Source organism: Synechococcus sp. JA-2-3B'a(2-13), from assembly GCF_000013225.1.
Taxonomy (GTDB): domain Bacteria; phylum Cyanobacteriota; class Cyanobacteriia; order Thermostichales; family Thermostichaceae; genus Thermostichus.
In genome coordinates this window covers 2,271,669-2,290,837 of the sequence record NC_007776.1, presented here as the reverse complement: position 1 = coordinate 2,290,837, position 19,169 = coordinate 2,271,669, and the positions used below count along the sequence as shown (strand labels likewise).

Sequence of the window (19,169 nt, the reverse complement as noted above, 5' to 3'; positions counted from 1 at the left end):
GCGGTTGGTGTCGGGTAGTTTACAGGTGCTGACATGCTCCCCTACACCCAGATTGTCGCCCACCGTGGGGAGCACACCCACGCCGAGGAAAACACGTTGGCCGCTTTTGCTGCTGCTGTTGAAGTGGGGGCCGAGCAAATTGAGCTGGATGTGCGCTGTAGCCGAGATGGGATCCCACTGGTTGTTCACGATGCCGATTTGGATGGACAGCCTTTGGCCGCATTAACTTGGGCCGAGATTCGGGCCCGCAAACCCACGATTCCCACTCTTGAAGAGACCCTGTCACATATCAAGGGCAAGATCACCCTCGATATCGAACTCAAAGAAGCAGGCTATGAGGAACAAGTCCTTGCCCTCGTTAGCGATATTTTGACCCCCGAAGAATTTGTGATCACCTCTTTTTTGCCTCAGGTGGTGCAGCGGGTTAAAACGCTTTTGTCCCCGCAACCCAAGGTTGGCCTGTTGATCGAGGCAAAGGCTGAGGAGCAAGCCAAGGGATCTTTACTTACCCGTTGCCGGGAGTTGGGAGCGGATTTTCTGGCCTCCCACTACAGTTGGGTGAACTTGCAGTTCTTGGCTGAAGCTGAACAGGCCGGGATCCCTCTGTACGTTTGGACGGTGAACGATCCTGAAGTGATGAAGTTGTGCTTGCAGCCATTTGCCGGCTCAGTAGGACAAAATCCCGTTGTTCAAGGGTTGATTACCGACCGTCCCCAATTGGCTTTGCAAATTCGCGCCCACCTTTTGGCAGAAATAGAGGGGGCAAAACCCTAGACCATGGGCACAAACTGCACTGGAAAAGCCCCTTTTTGAACCCATCCTTGGGCTGTTTTGCAGAGGATCAGCAAGGACTGGGATCCCTGGGCACCGGAGTCCGAAGGGCTTTCTCCCACCGGCACCACCAAGGTGCCCCCCACCGCCAGTTGATCCAGCAGCACCATGGGCACAGTTGGGGGCGCTGCCGTCACCAGAATGGCATCGTAGGGAGCATGCTCTGGCCAACCTTGGTAGCCATCCCCCTGACGCACTTCCACGTTGCGATAGCCCAGGGCAGCGAGGGTTTGTTGAGCTTGAGCAGCCAATGGGGACAGACGCTCCAGGCTATACACTTGCCGGGCCAGCTCTGCCAAAACAGCCGCCTGATAGCCGGAGCCGGTGCCGATTTCCAACACCACCGATTCAGGCGTGAGGCGAGCAGCTTCTGTCATAAAAGCAACAATATAGGGCTGAGAAATGGTCTGGCCATAGCCGATGGGCAGAGGGCAATCCCTGTAGGCCCGATCCCGCAGATCAGAGGGGACAAAAAGGTGACGCGGCACTTTTCCCATGGCTTCCAGTACCCGTGGATCTCGGATCCCTCGTTTGATGAGCTGTTTCTTGACCATCTGCTCCCGTTGGGAAGCAAAAGGATCGGAAGCGTCTGGGGGCTGAGGTTCAACTTCTGGGATCCCAGCTGGAGAGCGAGAAGAATGTCTCCACCGGAAGGATGAGAATGGGTTGATCACCGATACACAACCTCCAGAAACGATGAGCTGCTCAGATCTGGACTCTGCTCAAGCTGTGGATAACACCGCAGCTGTTTGCTTTATGGGCTTATGGATCCCCGCCTGCTTTTTCTCCTTGTCGGCAGGGCCGAAGACAATGGCTGCCTATTGCGAGGATGGCGTGACCCCATTTCTTTCATCGGAAGAGAGGTTAAGGGTGAGGGAAAAGATGCCTGTGGAGCCCTACGCTGATCCTGGCTTACTTTTGGCAAGACTTCACCACTTGATGAAGAGATTGTTGCCGAATGGGAAGATGGAAAAAGTGAAACAAAATCCCTAGGAGCCTTTGTCCTGATCCTGCGTGGCCTTCTGGAACTTCAGATGAAGCTTACAGCCGGGATCCCCATGGGAGATATGGGATCCGGTTTGATCAAAATTGTAAAGTTTTGTGCGCAATCTGCCGGGGCGAGCAATCACCACCCTGGTTCTGCCAGCGCAAGATTTTATAGTGTTGATCCTTACCTTTTCCCCGCAAGGGGAAGATGGTGAATGGGGTGACAGGCTGGGAACTGTCCTAGCGACACGTGGGGAGAGAGGCTGGGTTTAATAGACTGTAAACGTAATTTACGGTACAGATCTATGACAACTGCTGCCGCTTCTGCTACTCCCACTGCCCCTGAGATGACGCTGCTGAACGTTTGGCAAGTGCTGGCGGAAGAGTTTGCCGGTCAAGTTGCCCTACGGGATCCCCACGCGCAGCCAGTTTTCGAGATGTCTTATGGAGAGCTGTTTCGCCGCATTCAAACCCTGGCGGCTGGCCTGCAGGCTTTGGGCATTTGCCCGGGGGATCGGGTGGCCATTTTTGCCGATAACTCCCCCCGCTGGCTGATGGCCGATCTGGCCACGATGTTCACGGGAGCTGTGAATGTGCCCCGCAGCGCTGTGGCGGATCCCAGTGAGCTGGGCTACATCTTGCGCCACTCCGGTAGCACGGCCCTGATTGCTCAGGATCTGAAGACCCTGAGGCGGATCCGGCCGGATGTGCAGGAGCTGGGCCTGGAACGGCTGCTGTTGCTTTCCGATGAGCAGGAAGCAGGGGTGCTGAACTTTTCCCAATGGCTGCAAAAGGGTCGGGAACACACCTACCAACCCCCAAAGCTGGAGCGATCCCAACTGGCCACCATCATCTACACCTCCGGCACCTCCGGTCGGCCCAAGGGGGTGATGCTCAGCCACGGCAACCTGATGCACCAGGTGGAGAACTTGGGCGTGGTCGTACAGCCACAACCGGGGAATAAGGTGTTGACCATTCTGCCCACTTGGCACTCTTATGAGCGGGCTTGCGAGTATTTTCTCCTCAGCCGTGCCTGCATGCTGGTCTATACCAGCCCTCGCTTTATCAAACAAGATTTCCAACAGGAGCACCCCCATTTTCTGGTGGCAGTGCCGCGGATTTGGGAAACCGTTTATGAAGGGATCCAACGGCAATTCAAAGAGAAAAGCCCCCTGATGCAGCGGCTGATCCGCGCTCTGATGGCCGTGAGTGAGAGCCATGTGCTCTCTGGACGGATAGCTCGCAACCAGTCGATTTTGCATTACGGAGTCAGCCCCTGGGTGCGTCTGCAGGCTCGCCTGCAACATTGGCTGCTCTGGCCCCTGCACCGATTGGCCGATGCGCTCATCTACCGCAAGGTGCGACAGGCGTTGGGCCCCAATTTTCAACATGCCATCAGCGGCGGTGGATCCCTGCCTGCCTACTTGGATCTGTTCTACGAGGTGGTGGGCATTTCCATCTTGAATGGCTACGGCCTCACCGAAACTTCGCCGGTGTTGTGCGCGCGGCGTCCAGACAACAATGTGCGCGGTACGGCTGGCCCCCCTCTGCCGGGGACGGAGTTTCGCATTGTGGATCCTGAAACTCGACAGCCGCTGCCCCCTAGAGAAAAAGGACTAATCCTGGCCCGTGGCCCGCAGGTGATGATGGGCTACTACAACAACCCGGAAGCCACTGCCAAGGTGCTCAGCTCCGACGGCTGGTTTGAAACCGGGGATCTGGGCTGGCTCACCCCCGATGGGCAACTGGTGATCACCGGCAGAGCCAAGGATGTCATCGTCCTACTCAACGGGGAGAATATTGAGCCCCAGCCGCTGGAAGATGCTTGTCTGCAGTCTCCTTACATCAGCCAAATCGTGATCGTCGGGCAAGACCAAAAGAAATTGGCTGCCCTCATCTACCCCAACCTCGATGCCCTCAAAGCCTGGGCTGCTGAGCAAGGGATCCCGGCTGAGGATGCCGAGCTGCTGGCCCAGCCCCAGACCCGCACCTTGATTTTGCAGGAGGTGCGCCGCCGCATCCAAGAACGCCCTGGCTACCGGCCCGACGAGCAGGTCAGCGACTTTCGCTTCTTGCCGGAGCCCTTGAGTGTGGAAAACGGCCTCATGACCCAGACGCTGAAAATTAAGCGCAACCCTGTGGCGGAGCGCTACGCTCACCTCATCGAGGAGATGTACCGATCTTTGAAGTAGAGCCAGCCTTCTAGGTTTGGGATCCCCGTTGTTGCTCCAGGTAGCGCCGGAAGGTCTCCGGTGGGATAGCCCCCCGGTAGGCCCCACAGTAGTAGAGCGTCAGCACTGCCTTGTAGGCCCAGTCGGTCGGCACCACGTCCGGGAAGGGGCTGGGCAGGGTATCGGCTTGGTTGGCGGCGCAGGCTTGCAAAATTTGCTCTGTGGTTAGCTGTTCTGCCAGGTCTGGAGGGAGTTCCCGCAGGTTAGCCTGGGCCAGAACCGCTCCCGGCAGGCACAAGCTGGCGAGGGTCGCCGCCCAAAAAGCGCGAGTGAAGAGGTGTTGCCAGTTCATGGCTGATACATTTACGCTGAACACTGCTGAACATCACTGTTCAACTATGCAGCGATAGCATTCTGTTTGTTTCCATTCGCGTTAGCGGGACGGAGTCCAAACAGAATGGCGGTATCCCGCAAAGCTTTGAGTAGAATACCCAAAGCGCAGTTTCCGTGTCGTCTTACTACCAATTTTCTGCTTTGCTTTGGCTACCATGTTGGCAGACTCGAAAGTAAACAGAAAGATCAACTGGTAGTAATCCGTACTGAACATATTATACATTATTTTCAGTATAGTTGAGCTTATTACTGACTAGAGTCATGCTCTAGGTTAGAGTTACCGCAGGCAGCAGCGTTCCTGCTAGGGGTGCGAAGCGCCCACACGGGGGAGCCTGTTGCAATGTTTTAATGAGTAGACAATTGCATGCTGCAGGAGGACAGTGAGATGAGCACAATTCCGCCGAACTTGCTGGACTATCAGCGCAGAGCTCTGGCGATGCGGGAGAGTTCATACATTGACTTTCCAGCTCATGTCCATCTGGAAACGATGGCACGTTGCAACGCTGCCTGCAACTTTTGTCCCTATTCTTCACTGGAAAGAAAGGGAGCAAAGATGGATGATTCTCTAATAGAAAAAATTGTCAATGACCTCAAAGACATTCCGCGTCTTCATCGCTTTCAATTAAGTCCTTTTAAGGTTAATGAGCCATTTTTGGATACACGGATCTTCGATTTGCTTACATATCTTCAGTCTGAGCTACCGCACGCTACCATCACCTTGACTACCAATGGCTCCCTCATCAACGAGCGGATTGTGGAACGATTAACACAGTTTCCCAATCTTGGTTACTTGTGGGTTAGCTTCAACGATCACCGCCCAGACGAATACGAGGCAACGATGAAGTTGCCCTACAGACGGACTCGCGAAAGCCTGGACAGACTTCACAAAGCAAAAGCTGAGGGACGCTTGCCAATGCGCATTGTGCTATCCCGTGTTGGAGACGGCACAGCAGCTGATGAGGATTTCATTACCTGGGTAAGGACAACGTATCCATTGTTCGAAGTTAGCATTTTTCCGCGCATGAACTGGCTTGGCCAGGTCGATGTGTCGCCTCCCACGGCACCGCCCATAGCCTGCACTCGCTGGTTTGACATATCAATCACGGCAACGGGTGTGGTAGCCCACTGTTGCGCCGATGGCCAGGCACGCTACCCCATAGGCAACGTTCGGGAGCAGCATGTCCTCGACATCTACAACAGCCCAAGCTATCGCCGACTGCGCGCGACGGTGGACAACCGTCTGCAGGTAGAGCCATGCCGCCGCTGCAACTTCCTTTAAACAAGGAGAGATCCATGGCTATCACTGCCATCGAATACGTTCTATTTAGCCAAATGCGGCAACAAAACGCTATTCCGCTTGGAGGCGACTGTTTGGAACTGGGCGAGGCCAACTGGTACGGCGACGTGGCTGTCGAGCAGCTTGGCCAAGACATTTATCGCTTTGCCAAAGAGGAAGAACGTACTGCCCTCTTCCGTCAACTTGATGAAATTACTCAGGCTAAGCGCCCTGGAATGCTGTTCGAGATCGCCAAGGTCTTTTGGCGCACCTTCTGGCAGCCACGTTCGATGACAGCGGTGGATCTTCATGGCACGGAGGCAGCTCTCAAGCTGGATCTCAATTTCCCTATCGAGTTGCCTCAGCGTTACCATGCTGTTTTTAACCTTGGCACAGCCGAGCACATCTTCAATATTGCCCAGGTGATGAAAACCATACACGACTACACGCTGCCTGGTGGCCTAATGATCCACGGTCTGCCATTTACCGGCTGGCTCGATCACGGTTTTTACAACGTGCAGCCGACCTTTTTCTGGGATCTAGCCCAGGCAAACAGCTACACGATAATGGCCTATCTCTACGTCGAGTATAATCCACTGAAGTTCGTACAGCTATGGAAACGCGAGGATATCCTCGAACTGGTCACTAAAAACCAGATTGGCCAAAACGCCTTGCTTTACTGTGTTCTGCGCAAGCCTGCTGAAGATCAACCGTTTTGCTTTCCGATTCAGGGCTACTATGCCGGCACTCTCTCCCAGGAGGCAGCAGAGGCTTGGAAGACTTTACGATAAGCGAGGGTGAAAATGAAGCGACTCAAGGAGCAATTTGCAGACAAAGCTAGCGCTGGAGTTGCTTGTGCCACGCATGCCAAAGGGAGCTGTGATCTTGTTCGATGAGCTCAACATGCGTCAGTTTCCGGGTGAAACACTGGCAACGATCGAGATGCTGGGCCTCCGCAATCTCCGTCTCTTTCGCTTCCCTTACGCGACGAGCATGTCTTATACTGTGCTCGAGTAAGTGTAGAGCATGACTCCTCTTTATACGGATCCCTGTCCTGCCTGTGGCGAATCAGTGGCTCACCCTTTTTTTGACGGAGGGGCTGCGCCACTTGCCACATTGGGCTGGCCACGTACTGAAGAGGAGGCACGGGCCATGCCCCCCTATCGGCTTGACTTTGTGCAGTGCCTCGCCTGTGGCCATGTCTGGAATCGCGCCTTCCGCTATGAGGATGTCCCGTACGGCAGTCAGCCGAACCTCATGTTCAACGCCGGGGTCTTGTGGAACCGGCATCTGGCGCAACTGGTCGATGAGGTGCTGACCCGCCTACCTGAGAACCCAACCGTGGTTGAGATTGGCTGCGGTTGTGGTCACTTTCTGCGGTCTTTAGCTGCTCGCCGGCAAGGGCGGTACATTGGATTTGACCCTCACCAACCGGACGACTTCCCCAGTGAGTTTCAATTTGAGGCGCGGCTTTTTGACCCTGTTGAAGATCTGCTGCACCTCCAGCCGGATCTGGTGGTGATGCGTCATGTCCTGGAGCACTTTAGCCAACCAGCAGCCTTCCTACAGCAGTTGGCATGGGCTGCAGGTTGCTGTAAAAAGACTGTGCGCCTGCTTGCTGAAGTGCCCTGTATCGACCGGGTCTTTGCCACAGGGCGACTGGTGGATTTTTACTACGAACACCCCCAGCAGTTTAGCACTGAGTCGCTGCGTGCCCTGCTACAGCGCGTCGGTGCAATTGTGAGCTTGTGGCACGCCTACGATGGGGAAGTGGTGTTGGCCATCGTTGAGCTGCAGCTACCGCTAGCCTGGCGGCTCCGGGCTGAAGCAGCAGCCAAATTTGAGCAAGGCAGCCAAAAGGCTCGCCGCAAAATTGCTGCCCAGCTTCAAGAGCTGGCTAACAGTGGCCTGCGAGTTGCCCTCTGGGGAGGCACGGGGAAAGGGGCAGCCTTCATGCACCACTTTGGGGTTAAGACCAATTGGCTTACCTGGGTTGTCGATTCCGATCCAAACAAAGTTGGCACCTATGTTGCCGGCGTTGGCCAGCAAATTGTCAGCCCAGAGGAGCTGAAAACGCAGACCCCAGACGTGGTCATCATCCCAACCCAATGGCGCGCCGCTGACATTGTTGCCGAGATGGCTAGGCTTGGGATAGAGCCAAAGCAGGTGCTTATCGAGCACCAAGGGCAACTAGTCGACTACTGGCATTCTGCTCATCCCTATGCCTTGCCCAAACTAGAGGGCCGATGATGGAGCTAAGCAACCTTCTGCAGCAAGCTATTGACCACCACCAGCAGGGGCACCTGGAAGAAGCAGAGCGGCTCTATCGGGCCATCCTGCAGGTTGCCCCCCGCCACCACTACGCCCACCACCTTCTGGGCCAACTTGCCCGTCAGCGGGGGCAGCCCCGGTCGGCACTGTCCCATTTGGTGACGGCAGTCAGCGCCAATCCAACGGTTGGTCAATATTGGCTAGCTTTGGTTGAAGCCCTGCTGGAGTGTGGTGAATACGGGGAGGCCGAGCGGGTTCTTGCCGAAGCGTGCGCCCACGGTTTGGAAGGGCCCGCTGTTGTCGAGCTAACTGCGCGGCTAGCGGCCGCCACCCTGAAGGGAGAAGCTCCCTCTCCTGACCCTCTGCCAGCAACGCAGCCCCCCACCGAGGAAGAAGCCAGCGAGCTACAGGAAGCAGCAGCTGCCTACAACAGTGGCAACCTAGCCCTTGTTTTGGAAAAAGCCCAGCGGCTACTTGCCAAAAACCCAGGTCTTGCCCTGGCCTGGGCCATTATTGCCCAGGTGCGCTGGAAACAGGGGGAGGCAGTGGCAGCGGAAGAGGCAGCTCGGCGGGCTCTTGCCATTGAGCCCAATCAGCGCGAGGCCCTGCTTGCCCTGGCCCTATCTCTTCATGCCCAAGAGCGCTATGAGGAAAATGAAGCTCTCTTCCGGCAGGCACTGCTGGCTTATCCCGAGGATGCCGAGATATACAGCAATTTTTCAGCTCTGTTGCAAGAGATTGGCAAATGGCCTGAAGCGCAAGCGGTTGCCTTGCGGGCAATTGAGCTTAACCCAACCTATGCCGACGCTTGGGTCAACTATGGAAGTGCGCTGTTGGGAAGTGGCGAAAGGGAGCGAGCTGCAAGCGCCTACCAAGCGGCACTGCAGTTCAACCCACAGCGGGTAGAAGCACTCTACTGCCTTGGACGATTGGCCGTAGCTAACTATGACTTTCCCAAGGCGCTGGATTACTTTGACAAAGCCCTAACCCTTTGTCCCCACTTTGTTGAGAGCCTCCTGGCAAAGGCAGAAGTCTACGGGTTTTCTGACCAACTCCAAGAAGCAGAAAGCTGTGCGCGCCTTGCCCTGCAGAAAAAGCCGCACCACTTCGACGCCCATCTAGCTTTGGCCTTTGCTTTGGCAGCTCAAGGAAAGGATGGGGAAGCTGAGGAAGTGTTACAGGCGGCCCGCCAATGTAGACCCCAGCCCTCCGATGCGGCCGAGCGGATCCTTGCCACCCAGATTGCGGGTCGGCTTCGCTTACCAGCCATCCCCGAGTCCCAAGCGGCCATTGCCCACTGGCGAGCTCGCTATCGGGAGGGCCTTAACGCTCTGCTGGACCTGCCTGGAACCTTGACCGACCCAACCCAATACTTCAGCGACCCTCGTTCCTTCTACCTTGCCTACCACAACGCCGACGACCGAGCGCTCATGGAAGGTCTCTGTCGGCTCTTTCGGGCTAAGGCGCCGCAGTTGAACTTTGAAGCGCCGCATGTTGCCCGCTGGCAGTTCCCTACAGGTCGGCGCATCCGGGTTGGCTTTTGCTCCCAGTTGCTTGTCAACCACACCATCGGCAAGCTCTACCAGGGCCTTCTGGTTCAGCTTGACCGTTCCCGCTTTGAGGTCATCCTCATCTACCCACCACAAGCCAAGCGTGACCAACTGCGAGCTAGGTTGGAAGCTGCTTGCGACCGAACGGTGACCCTCAGCGGTCGACTTCCCCAGTGGCAAGCACAAGTTGCAGCCCTTGAACTCGATGCCCTCTTCTACCCCGACATTGGCATGTGGCCATCCACCTACTTTCTGGCCTATGCGCGGCTTGCGCCTGTGCAGATGGTTAGTTACGGCCATCCGGATACCACCGGCATCGATACAGTTGATTACTTCCTAGGGGGAGATGCGCCGATGGAACCGGAAGGAGCAGAAGCCTACTACAGTGAGTGCTTGGTGCGTTTTACCCGCCTCCCCTTTTGCTACCAACTTTTCAGCTTGCCAACGTCAATTCCCTCCCGCACAGAACTGGGCCTGCCAGAGCACGGCCGGCTCTACGGCTGCCCTCAAGCTTTGTTTAAGCTGCACCCTGACTTCGACGCGGTGCTAGCAGCCATTGCTGAGGGCGACCCCGAGGGCCACATTGTCATGCTTGAGATCCCCGCCAAGGCTTGGAGCGAGCAGCTCAGGGCGCGCTGGGCAAAGAGTGCCCCTATCCTCAACGAACGGGTCTGCTTCCTGCCGCGCCAGCCGCTTGATCGCTTCATGGCTTTGGTGGCCCACTGTAATGTTTTGCTGGATCCCATTCATTTCGGCTCAGGCAACACTCTCTACGAGTCCATGGCTTACGGCAAACCAATTGTCACCTGGCCTGGGCGCTTTGCCCGTGGGCGTTTTGTGGCAGCAGCCTACGAGCAGATGGGGATCGCCGAGATTGCGCCTATTGCCCCCTCCATCGAGGACTATGCGCCCACAGCCCTTGCTTTTGCTCGTGACCAAGAACGCTGCCTCGCTTTTGCCAGCAAGGCTGTAGCAGCAGCCAAAACGCACCTGTACTTCGACCTAGGGGCGGTGCGTCAATTCGAAGCCTTCCTCCTAGCGGCGCTGGAAGCGGCTGCCCAGGGCGAGAAGCTGCCAAGTGGCTTCCGGGTGCCGCCTCCCAAGGGCGGGAGCTGACCTTTTTGGGAGGCTCTGGCCAGGCCTGGCAGCTTTGCTCTGCCGTGGGATGTAATCAACCCCCTCACTCTGGGATTAAGATGCAGAAAAACTGCAGGCAGGATGGCAAGCTGCCAATTGTCTCCCTGCATGGCCATGTAGAGCTGAGAGCGCGATAGGTCGAAGCCAATGAGTTTATCGCAAGGGCCGGGTTTTGATGGGGTGGATCCCCCGGATCCGAAGCTGATCGATGCCTGTGTGCATTGTGGGTTTTGCCTGACCACCTGCCCCAGCTACCGTGTAATCGGCAAAGAGACGGACTCGCCGCGGGGCCGCATCTACCAGATGGACGCCCTCAATCAGGGCCAAATCTCTCTCTCAGCGGCAGTGGTTTCCCACTTCGACAGTTGCTTGGGCTGTTTGGCCTGTGTTACGGCCTGTCCATCGGGGGTGCAATATGACCGCTTAATTGCCGCCACCCGCCCGCAGATTGAGCGCAACTACTCCCGCAGTTTTTGGGATCGGCTTTACCGCCAGTTCATCTTCTCGGTGTTTCCTTACCCGGAGCGGCTGCAACCGCTGCTGTGGCCTCTCTGGCTGTACCAAAAAATGGGGATCGGCGCTTGGATCCGAAAGGGTCTGGAAAAGGTCTCCCCGCGTTTGGCGGCCATGGAATCCCTGATGCCCCCCCTGGAGGTGGAGCAACTGCTGCCCAAGCGTTACCCTGAGCGGATCCCGGCGGTGGGAGAACGCCGTTTTCGGGTGGGACTCATTTTGGGCTGCGTGCAGCGCCTGTTTGCCCCACAGGTAAATGAGGCCAGCATTCGCGTCTTGACCCACAACGGCTGTGAGGTGGTGATCCCGCCTGTCCAGGGCTGTTGTGCGGCCTTGCCCCACCATCAAGGGCAACTGCAGCAGGCGGAAACCCTGGCCCGCCAGATGATCGATGCCTTTGCCGATTACGAGTTGGATGCCATTCTGATCACCGCTTCCGGCTGCGGACATACCCTGAAAGACTATGGCCACCTATTGGCCAGGGATCCCGACTACAAAGAGAAGGCAGCCCGATTTGCCGCCCAGGTCAAGGACATTCAGGAGTTTCTCGCTCAGGTGGGGTTAACGGCTCCTCTACATCCGCTACAGCCGGAACCCCTGGTGCTGGTCTACCAGGATGCCTGTCACATGCTGCATGGGCAGCGGCTCAGCCAGGAACCCCGACACCTGCTGCGGCAAATCCCAGGGCTGGAGCTGCGGGATCCCGTCGATGCCGCCCTCTGCTGTGGTAGCTCCGGCGTCTATAACCTGTTGCAACCCCAGGTGGCGGATGAGCTGGGATCCCAGAAGGTGACGAACTTGCTCAACACTGGCGCCCAGGGGATCGTCTCCGCCAATATCGGCTGCCGCCTACAAATCCAGAAACATCTGCGCCTACAGGGCAAAGCCGGGATCCCCATCTATCACCCGATGGAATTGTTGGATCGCGCCCTTACCGCTGCGTGACGCTTTCGCGAACAAGCTACAGGGGCTGCCTCTAGTCCCCGATCTGCTGAACAATTGGTTACTTTGCGGAACCGAAATAGCCATTAAACTAAGCATGTTGGCCGCGGCTATGTAAACTACCCGACACCAACCGCTAGGCGGTACGGAGCGGGCTTTTAGTAGCCCTGCAGTTAGCAAGCCAACCACGAGCCTCTGGGGTGGTTTACTGCACCCCCAATCGACCGTTACCAGTGCCCTAAAAGCTGTTTCTGGTGCCCGCAGTACCATTATAGCATTCCTCCCGACACTGACCCTACGGGTACCGTACGGGGCTCCTGCAATTTCTATCTGAATGCTGCTTGGATTCCGCACCCGCTTAGAGCTGAATAACCGGCAGAAGACCCTAGCCGCTCAGCACGCTGGGGTAGCCCGTCACGCCTACAACTGGGGCCTGGCCATCTGTCGGCAAGCCCTGGAGAACCGGCAGAAACTCCCCACCGCCATTGACCTGCACAAGCGCCTGGTAGCCGAGGTTAAGAAGGAAAACCCCTGGTACTACCAGGTCTCCAAATGCGCTCCTCAGCAGGCATTACGCAACTTGGAGCAAGCCTTTAAGCGCTGGCGGGGTGGGTTGGGGAAGTTCCCCCGCTTCAAACGCAAGGGAGTGCGAGACAGCTTTTACCTAGAAGGCAGCATCCGCATTTCTGGCGACCGCATCAAGGTGCCTATCTTCGGTTGGCTGCGCTGTGCAGAGTTACTTCCGGCGACCACACCCAAGAACGTGGTCATCAGTCTTCGCGCCGGACACTGGTACATCTCCTTCAAATATGAAGCTCCAGCGCCTCAAGTGGAGAAGACCGGGGAAGTTGTGGGAGTGGACTTAGGGATCCATCACTTGGCCACCTGCTCCGACGGGGAAGTATTCGAGAATCCAAAGCCCTACCGTAAGGCGAGGAGGCGTCTGACCAAACTGCAACGGCGGCTGAGTCGCAAGCAGAAGGGATCCGCTAACCGTAAGAAGGCGGTGGTGCAGTTAGGCAGGGCCCACAAGCGGGTGGCAGACATTCGGCAAGACAATCTGCACAAGCTAACGACTTACCTGGCCAAGAAGTATCGGGTGGTGGTGATTGAGGGCTTGCAGGTGAAGAACCTGCTTAAGAACCGCAAGTTGGCAGGAGCGCTGTCAGACTGTGGGTTCTACGAGTTTCGGCGACAGCTAGAGTACAAGGCCCAACTCTACGGCTGTCAGGTGGTGGTGGCGGATAGGTTTTATCCGTCCAGCCAACTGTGTTCAGGGTGTGGCCACAAACAGAAGATGCCACTCAGCGAGCGGGTATTTCGCTGCCCGTGTTGTGGTCTGGAGCTAGACCGCGACTTGAATGCAGCCATCAACCTAGCCCAGTGGTATCTAACTACCTGCAGCTCGCGGGGAAGTAACGCCTGTGGAGATCCCTCTGGCGGGGCGGTGGAGGTGAACTCTGCCGCCAGTCATGGGTCGCTGAAGCAGGAAGAAAGCAGCGATGCTGGGCAAAGTTCTGTTTTGTTCAGCGTTGCATAAGTCTTTCGGAGCGGCTATTCCATCAACAGGCCCAAGTCCAGGTGAGGCTGCCACAGATCGGCCAGGCGCTCCAGCAATTGCTCCCGCTGCTGAGCATAGTGGCCCTCCAGCTCCGGCAAGGGATCCCAGCCTTTTTGTCGGCGCAGCCAGTTCAGCCATTGTCGCCGCCACAGGTGGTTGTCAAACAGGCCATGCAGATAGCTGCCCCAAATCCGACCCGTGGGATCCCGCCAGCCCAGGTTCTCCCGGTCGAACAGCGGCAGGCAGCCAGAGGGATCCGCCTGGGTGGATCCCTGATGAATTTCGTACCCCTGGATGGGGGCCAGGGCAGGCCATCGGCTTTGGGTCTGTACCTGCTGGGTGACCTTGGTGGGCTGTAAAACGGTGGTCAAAGGGAGAAAGCCCAACCCCGAGTAGGTGCCGGCGATCCCCTCCCAGCCTTCGGGATCGGCGATGGTTTCTCCCAACATTTGCAGTCCGCCGCAAATGCCGACGATATGGCCAGAGTATTGGCGCAGTTGCTCGGCCAAGCCGGTCTTTTGCAACGCGAACAGATCGTTGAGGGTGGTTTTGCTGCCGGGCAGGATGACCACATCCGGGGATCCCAAACTTTGGCCGGGGTGAACCCAGCGCAGATGGACGGTGGGCTCCGCCAACAAGGGGTCAAAATCCGAGAAATTGGCCACCTGGGGCAAACGCACCACAGCAATCTCCAGGCGCCCTTCCCTCAGGGCTTGGCCACCGGCTCGGTCGCGGCGATCTTCCCAAAGCAGGGGGTTGGCTGCAATTCCCATCGAATCCTCTTGGGGCAGAACCCAGTCCACCCAAGGCAAGACCCCGACAACTGGGATCCCGGTGTAGTTTTCCAGCCAATCCAGGCCGGGCTGCAACAGTTCCCGCGAGCCCCGAAACTTGTTGATGACAATGCCCCGGATCAGGGCCCGTTCTTCGGGTTCCAGCAGTTGGAGTGTGCCCACCACATGGGCCAGCGCCCCACCTCGGTCGATGTCCGCCACCAGCCAAGTGGGGGATCCCAAATGCAAGGCAACCCGCATATTTGCCAAGTCCCGATGTTTGAGGTTCACCTCTGCTGGGCTACCTGCCCCCTCGCAAAGGATCCAGTCGTACTGCTTTTGCAGGCGAGCAAGGGCTTCTTTGACCGCTTGCCAGGCCGGCGCAAACCAGCGCTCGTAATACTCTCCGGCGCGGTAGGTGCCCACCGCCACTCCGTTCAAGACGATCTGGGAAGTCAGGTTGCCCTGGGGCTTCAGAAGAATCGGGTTCATTTCCACCGCAGGGGGGATCCCGGCAGCCCAAGCTTGCAGAGCCTGCGCGTAGGCGATCTCTTTGCCGTCTGGGGTGACATAGGCGTTGAGGGACATGTTCTGAGCTTTGAAAGGGGCAACCCTTTTTCCCGCTTTCTTGAGAATGCGACAAAGGGCTGTCACCAAAAGGGTTTTGCCCACATGGGAAGAAGTTCCCACCACCATCAAGGATCGACCTGAACAGCTCACCCCGGATCCCTCGCCCTTGGTTTCTGGTTGTTGCCATTCTCCCCGCGGCCAGTCCTGCCAAGCCAGGGCCTCCGTTGGCAAAAGCGACTCTGCAATCCCCTAGTTAACCGCCCTGCTGATGCCAAGAGCCGAAACCCCAGGTCTGCACGGGATCCCAGGGGCTTGCGCCTTTGTGCTCTCGGTTGGATTTTAAGCTGGGGCAGATGGATTCGAACCACCGAATGGCGGGACCAAAACCCGCTGCCTTACCGCTTGGCGATGCCCCAATTCACATTGCTTAACCAGCTTAATTAATCTAGCGATGCAGCTTCGGGTCTGTCAACAGTTGCAGTGAGCTCCTATGCGTGGGGAAGCTGAAGCTCTTCGCCAAGGCCAGGGCCGATGTCAAAGGGGTTCACAGGGAGAATGCGGGCCACCTCGAAGAAATAGGCGCGGATCTCTGGCCCGAAATAGATGACATCTCCGCTCCTCAGGTAGTGAGTAGCCACCCGCGTGCCGTTGACAAACACCCCATTGGTACTGGACTGGCCCTTGCGGTTGCCGTCGATCAGGCAATAGGTAAACCCTGTCCGGTTGGACTTGGTGGGCACCCGCACCAGGTAAGCGTGGTGACGCGAGACAAACCGATTGACGATCTGGATGGCGTTGGAGGGATCCCGTCCAACCGTGTAGATACTCTCCCGCAGGATGTAGCTGCAGGGCCGGACAGGATGGCAGATGGACAGGGTGAACTCCGGATGGGACACCGGCCGTTCAGGGACTTGATCGAACAAATCCGCCGGCAGATCAAAGCCCTGGCTGGGAAGAGGACTTTTCCCGCCAACCTCTGTGATGGAGGTGAAAAAATCGTCGTAGCTATGTGACAACGGCCTTCCCCCCTCAACGCTCAACGCCATCTACAGCAGCTTGGCTTTCCAAATTCAAAGTCTTACCTATAGTTCCCCAAAACCCTACTGCTTTCAAAGGAACTCTGGTCTTGGCGGGCTGCCGGAAAACCCACAAGCCCCAGTGTACTGTACTATACACCATAGGCAGCCTTGGAGATACCCCCTTTCCCCGGAAACTGGGCTTGGGCTCAGGTTGGGCCCATTTTGGTTTTCAGGGATCCCTTGGGAGCCACAGCCTCAGGCGGGCTATTCTGAGTAGCAGGTTTTTAACCTTGAGGTGAGGGTGTGACAGAGGCCCTGCTGCGTCGGTTGGATGTGGCCACAGAAGCTGCCCTGGAGGCAGGGGCTTTGCTGCGCAGTTATGTGGGAGGCACCCTTGCCATTGAGGAGAAACGTCCGGGCGACTTGGTGACGGCGGCGGATCGCGCTTCCGAGGATCTCATCTTAAAAATCTTGAGGCGGCACTTCCCCGAAGATGTCATCTTGACCGAGGAATCAGGCCAGCAGGGATCCCCGGAGGGTGCCTACGCTTGGATGATCGATCCCCTAGATGGCACCACCAACTTTGCCCATGGCTACCCTTTTGCCGCCGTCTCCATTGGTTTGCTGCAGGGGCGGGAGCCGGTTTTGGGGGTTGTTTGTGATGTTTTTCGCGGGGATCTGTTTCGCGCCGTCCAAGGAATGGGGGCCACCCGCAACCGTCAACCCATTCGAGTCTCCACAACGGCTGAATTGTCTCGGAGCCTGCTGGTTACCGGCTTTGCCTACGATCGTCGCGAAACCCCCGACAACAACTACGCCGAGTTTTGCCACTTTACCCATCTCACCCAAGGAGTGCGGCGCGGCGGATCTGCAGCTCTGGATTTGGCCTATGTGGCCACCGGCCAGTTGGATGGCTATTGGGAGCGGGGCCTCTCCCCTTGGGACATTGCCGCAGGGATCGTTCTGGTGCGGGAGGCAGGCGGCAAGGTGACCGCTTATGATGGCAGCCCGGTGGACGTTTACAGTGGCCGACTGTTGGCCAGCAATGGCTGGTTACACGCTGCTCTGCAAGAAGAATTGGCCCAAGTACAGCCTTTGCCGGTCTCCTTTCCCATGCGGCGGGATCCCCACCCAACCTAGAAAAACCGGGAAAGCTTGCCGGTTGAAAGAGTTGAATTCGAGACAGAAGTAGTTGAAGAATAATCAAGAAGACTACAAAACATCCGTGTCGGGCAGGGTAGGTAGAAGATTGGTTAGCAAGCTCCACAGAAAACAGCGACATTGCTGCCGGGCGGCACAGTTCGGCCTGGCTCTCCTCTTGGGAGCAATGGCCCTTGGGGTCGCCACTGCTGGCCCCGGTTACCCTCAGCCGGCACAAGGGAAAGTCGCCCCCACCGAGCGGGCACAGCCCCTCGATTCCCGTTGGGCCGAGATCCAGGCCCGGGGGCGCATTCGAGTTGGCTTGGATCCCAGTTTGGGGCCGGCCTATCTCTATACCGACTTGGAGCGACAAACCTACGCCGGCTTCGAGTGGGATATCCTGGAGGCGCTTGCCCAAACCCTTCAGGTGCAGGTGGATCCCATCTACGTGGCCTGGAGCGAGCAGTTGGCGGCCTTGCAAGCGGATGAGGTGGACTTGATCTGGGGAGCGCGGGAAGCTTTGGGCTTGGATCCGGAGCAGTTTCTGGCCACCCGGCCCTACTATCTCAGCCCGCAGCGCTTGGTGGTACGGGATCCCTTCCCCACCTCTGGGCCAGAGGAACCGGCCATTGAAGCACTGTCGCAATTATTTGGCCGCAAAGTGGGCATTGTAGTTAACAGTACGGGGGCAGCCCTGCTGGAGGCGTACAACGAGAGGAGAGGCAACGCCATTCGTCTCTTTGCCACCAGTAACCCTGAGCGCTTGTTTGCTCAGCTACAGGCTGGCCAGTTGGATGCTGTGCTGGTCGATCAGCCCGTTGCCGCCCTAAACCTGCGCCAAGCTGGATCCCGGCTGCGCCTGGTGGGGCCGCCCCTGTTCCCCATGCCTCTGGTGGGAGTAGTATCCTCTCAGCATCCTTCCCTGAAGGAAGCTGTGGATGGGGCGATTTCCAGCCTGATCGAAAACGGAACCTTGCAGCAGATTTTAGAGAAGTGGCAACTATGGGATCCAACTCTAATGTCCCCCGCCTCAACCGAGGACTAGCCCGCTACGAGACTGACCATTTCGCCATCTTAGGCGTGCCCCTTACCGCCGACTCCAAGGGGATCCGGCGCGGCTACCTGCAGGCGGCCAAGGCCCTCCACCCGGATCGGTTTGTGGGGGATCCCGAAGGTGCAGAGCGCGCCAACATCCTCTTTGCCAAGCTGGTCAACCCGGCCAACGAAGTGCTGACCAAAGAGCGGGAGCGAGGGGAATACGAAACTGTGCTCAAAATGCGGATCAAACGCCTTTTGGAGACGCCCCCCCCGGATCTTTGGCCCTCTGGGGAAGCCGTCAAGGGCTTGGCCGAGCACCCCCATTGGCAGGAAGAGTATGTCAGACGGGTGGAGAAGCTGGCCAAAGAGCAATACAGCTCCATGGAAACCCTGCTCGAGAAAACCGAGCAGTTGAGCGAGCTGAACCTGGCCTATTTGTTGCTCAAGGCCGGCTACCAAGGGATCCCAACCCCTTCCCCCAGCCGTACCACTGTGGGTGGGATCCCAGCCTCCCCCATCGTTGCTCCGCCCAGCCGTCCCCCTGTTCAGCCCGTTCCCACCCCACCTCCGGCTCCCAAGCTCAGCCCTGCGGAAACCCGCTTTATCCAAGCCTTGGACATGATCGAGCGCAAGCAATACCGGGATGCGGTGCAGTATCTGAACTTTGCCATCAGCGCTGAGCCCAACGTGGCCCGCTACTACCTGCACCGGGGCATTGCTCACCTGAAGCAGGGGAATGCTGGCATGGCCAAAGCAGACTTTATGCAAGCCAGTCGCCTAGAACCTGCCAACGCCGAGTTGATGGCAGAAGTGCGCCGTTGGATGCAGCAAGTCACCACTCAACAGCCCGTTCCCGTCCCCAAGGACTCCGTCCCGCCAACGCGAGTGGCCAGCCGTCAAACGTCACAGGCTCAGAAAGTGGTGCCGCCTCCCCGTAAGGAGGACAACGGCGGGTTCTTGAGCCGCCTCTTCGGCAGGAAAAAGTAGGCAGAGCCCC

16 protein-coding genes and 1 tRNA gene are annotated in these 19,169 nt (G+C 57.6%); 12 read left to right on the top strand and 5 right to left on the bottom strand.

Translation table 11 applies throughout. The features are described 5' to 3' along the window. Nucleotides 1–33 precede the first annotated feature (33 nt). Complete coding sequence (locus tag CYB_RS10415) at nt 34–774, top strand: glycerophosphodiester phosphodiesterase (RefSeq protein ID WP_011433764.1); 741 nt, start codon at nt 34–36, stop codon at nt 772–774. Here the strand turns inward: CYB_RS10415 and CYB_RS10410 are convergent. Beyond that, a complete protein-coding gene (locus CYB_RS10410) occupies nt 771–1,505 on the bottom strand; it encodes a protein-L-isoaspartate(D-aspartate) O-methyltransferase (RefSeq protein WP_011433763.1) in 735 nt (244 codons plus the stop codon). The genes CYB_RS10415 and CYB_RS10410 overlap by 4 nt on opposite strands. Between CYB_RS10410 and CYB_RS15175 the strand changes: the two genes are divergently transcribed. After that, a complete protein-coding gene (locus CYB_RS15175) occupies nt 1,498–1,824 on the top strand; it encodes a hypothetical protein (protein WP_187147231.1) in 327 nt (108 codons plus the stop codon). The two genes, CYB_RS10410 and CYB_RS15175, sit on opposite strands and share 8 nt — an antisense overlap. 299 nt (nt 1,825–2,123) lie before the next feature. Continuing rightward, nucleotides 2,124–4,010 (top strand): AMP-dependent synthetase/ligase, encoded by a 1,887-nt coding sequence (locus CYB_RS10400; RefSeq protein WP_011433761.1) that lies wholly within the window; start codon nt 2,124–2,126, stop codon nt 4,008–4,010. 10 nt (nt 4,011–4,020) lie between these two features. Here CYB_RS10400 and CYB_RS10395 read toward each other — a convergent pair whose 3' ends face one another. Continuing rightward, nucleotides 4,021–4,341, bottom strand: a complete 321-nt coding sequence (locus CYB_RS10395) for a hypothetical protein (RefSeq protein ID WP_041436671.1) — start codon at nt 4,339–4,341, stop codon at nt 4,021–4,023. 426 nt (nt 4,342–4,767) lie between these two features. On the opposite strand from CYB_RS10395, the gene CYB_RS10390 reads away from it, so the two are divergent. The 6 genes from CYB_RS10390 to CYB_RS10360 all read left to right on the top strand — a co-directional run bounded on the left by CYB_RS10390 (nt 4,768) and on the right by CYB_RS10360 (nt 13,611). Beyond that, a complete protein-coding gene (locus CYB_RS10390; protein ID WP_011433759.1) occupies nt 4,768–5,661 on the top strand; it encodes a radical SAM/SPASM domain-containing protein in 894 nt (297 codons plus the stop codon). A gap of 14 nt (nt 5,662–5,675) precedes the next feature. Further along, entirely contained in the window at nt 5,676–6,449 is a 774-nt protein-coding gene (locus tag CYB_RS10385; protein WP_041436669.1) for a hypothetical protein, read from the top strand. Between the two features lie 235 nt (nt 6,450–6,684). Further along, entirely contained in the window at nt 6,685–7,908 is a 1,224-nt protein-coding gene (locus CYB_RS10375; protein ID WP_011433757.1) for a class I SAM-dependent methyltransferase, read from the top strand. Beyond that, a complete protein-coding gene (locus tag CYB_RS10370) occupies nt 7,905–10,595 on the top strand; it encodes a tetratricopeptide repeat protein (RefSeq protein WP_041436667.1) in 2,691 nt (896 codons plus the stop codon). Before CYB_RS10375 ends, CYB_RS10370 begins: the two co-directional genes overlap by 4 nt. Before the next feature lie 168 nt (nt 10,596–10,763). Then, nucleotides 10,764–12,074 (top strand): (Fe-S)-binding protein, encoded by a 1,311-nt coding sequence (locus tag CYB_RS10365; RefSeq protein WP_011433755.1) that lies wholly within the window; start codon nt 10,764–10,766, stop codon nt 12,072–12,074. 331 nt (nt 12,075–12,405) lie between these two features. Continuing rightward, nucleotides 12,406–13,611: an RNA-guided endonuclease InsQ/TnpB family protein gene (locus CYB_RS10360; RefSeq protein WP_011433754.1), complete on the top strand. Its 1,206-nt coding sequence runs from the start codon at nt 12,406–12,408 to the stop codon at nt 13,609–13,611. A gap of 14 nt (nt 13,612–13,625) precedes the next feature. On the opposite strand, the gene CYB_RS10355 is transcribed toward CYB_RS10360, so the two are convergent. The 3 genes from CYB_RS10355 to CYB_RS10345 form a co-directional block, all read right to left on the bottom strand. After that, nucleotides 13,626–15,101 carry a cobyric acid synthase gene (locus CYB_RS10355; protein ID WP_041437491.1) on the bottom strand — a complete coding sequence of 492 codons (1,476 nt, stop codon included), beginning with the start codon at nt 15,099–15,101 and terminating at the stop codon, nt 13,626–13,628. Nucleotides 15,102–15,319: 218 nt separating this feature from the next. Next, a tRNA-Gln gene (locus tag CYB_RS10350) sits at nt 15,320–15,391 on the bottom strand. A gap of 72 nt (nt 15,392–15,463) precedes the next feature. Beyond that, on the bottom strand, nt 15,464–16,021 hold the full coding sequence (locus tag CYB_RS10345) for an FHA domain-containing protein (RefSeq protein ID WP_238376761.1): 558 nt from the start codon (nt 16,019–16,021) through the stop codon (nt 15,464–15,466). A gap of 276 nt (nt 16,022–16,297) precedes the next feature. Between CYB_RS10345 and CYB_RS10340 the strand changes: the two genes are divergently transcribed. From CYB_RS10340 to CYB_RS10330, 3 genes are all read left to right on the top strand, one after another. After that, complete coding sequence (locus CYB_RS10340; RefSeq protein WP_202943700.1) at nt 16,298–17,134, top strand: inositol monophosphatase family protein; 837 nt, start codon at nt 16,298–16,300, stop codon at nt 17,132–17,134. A 187-nt stretch (nt 17,135–17,321) separates the two neighbouring features. After that, nucleotides 17,322–18,179 (top strand): ABC transporter substrate-binding protein, encoded by an 858-nt coding sequence (locus CYB_RS10335; RefSeq protein WP_011433750.1) that lies wholly within the window; start codon nt 17,322–17,324, stop codon nt 18,177–18,179. Beyond that, nucleotides 18,137–19,159, top strand: coding sequence for a J domain-containing protein (locus CYB_RS10330; protein WP_011433749.1), 1,023 nt, complete (start codon nt 18,137–18,139; stop codon nt 19,157–19,159). The genes CYB_RS10335 and CYB_RS10330 overlap by 43 nt, the downstream gene beginning before the upstream one ends. Nucleotides 19,160–19,169: the final 10 nt, after the last annotated feature.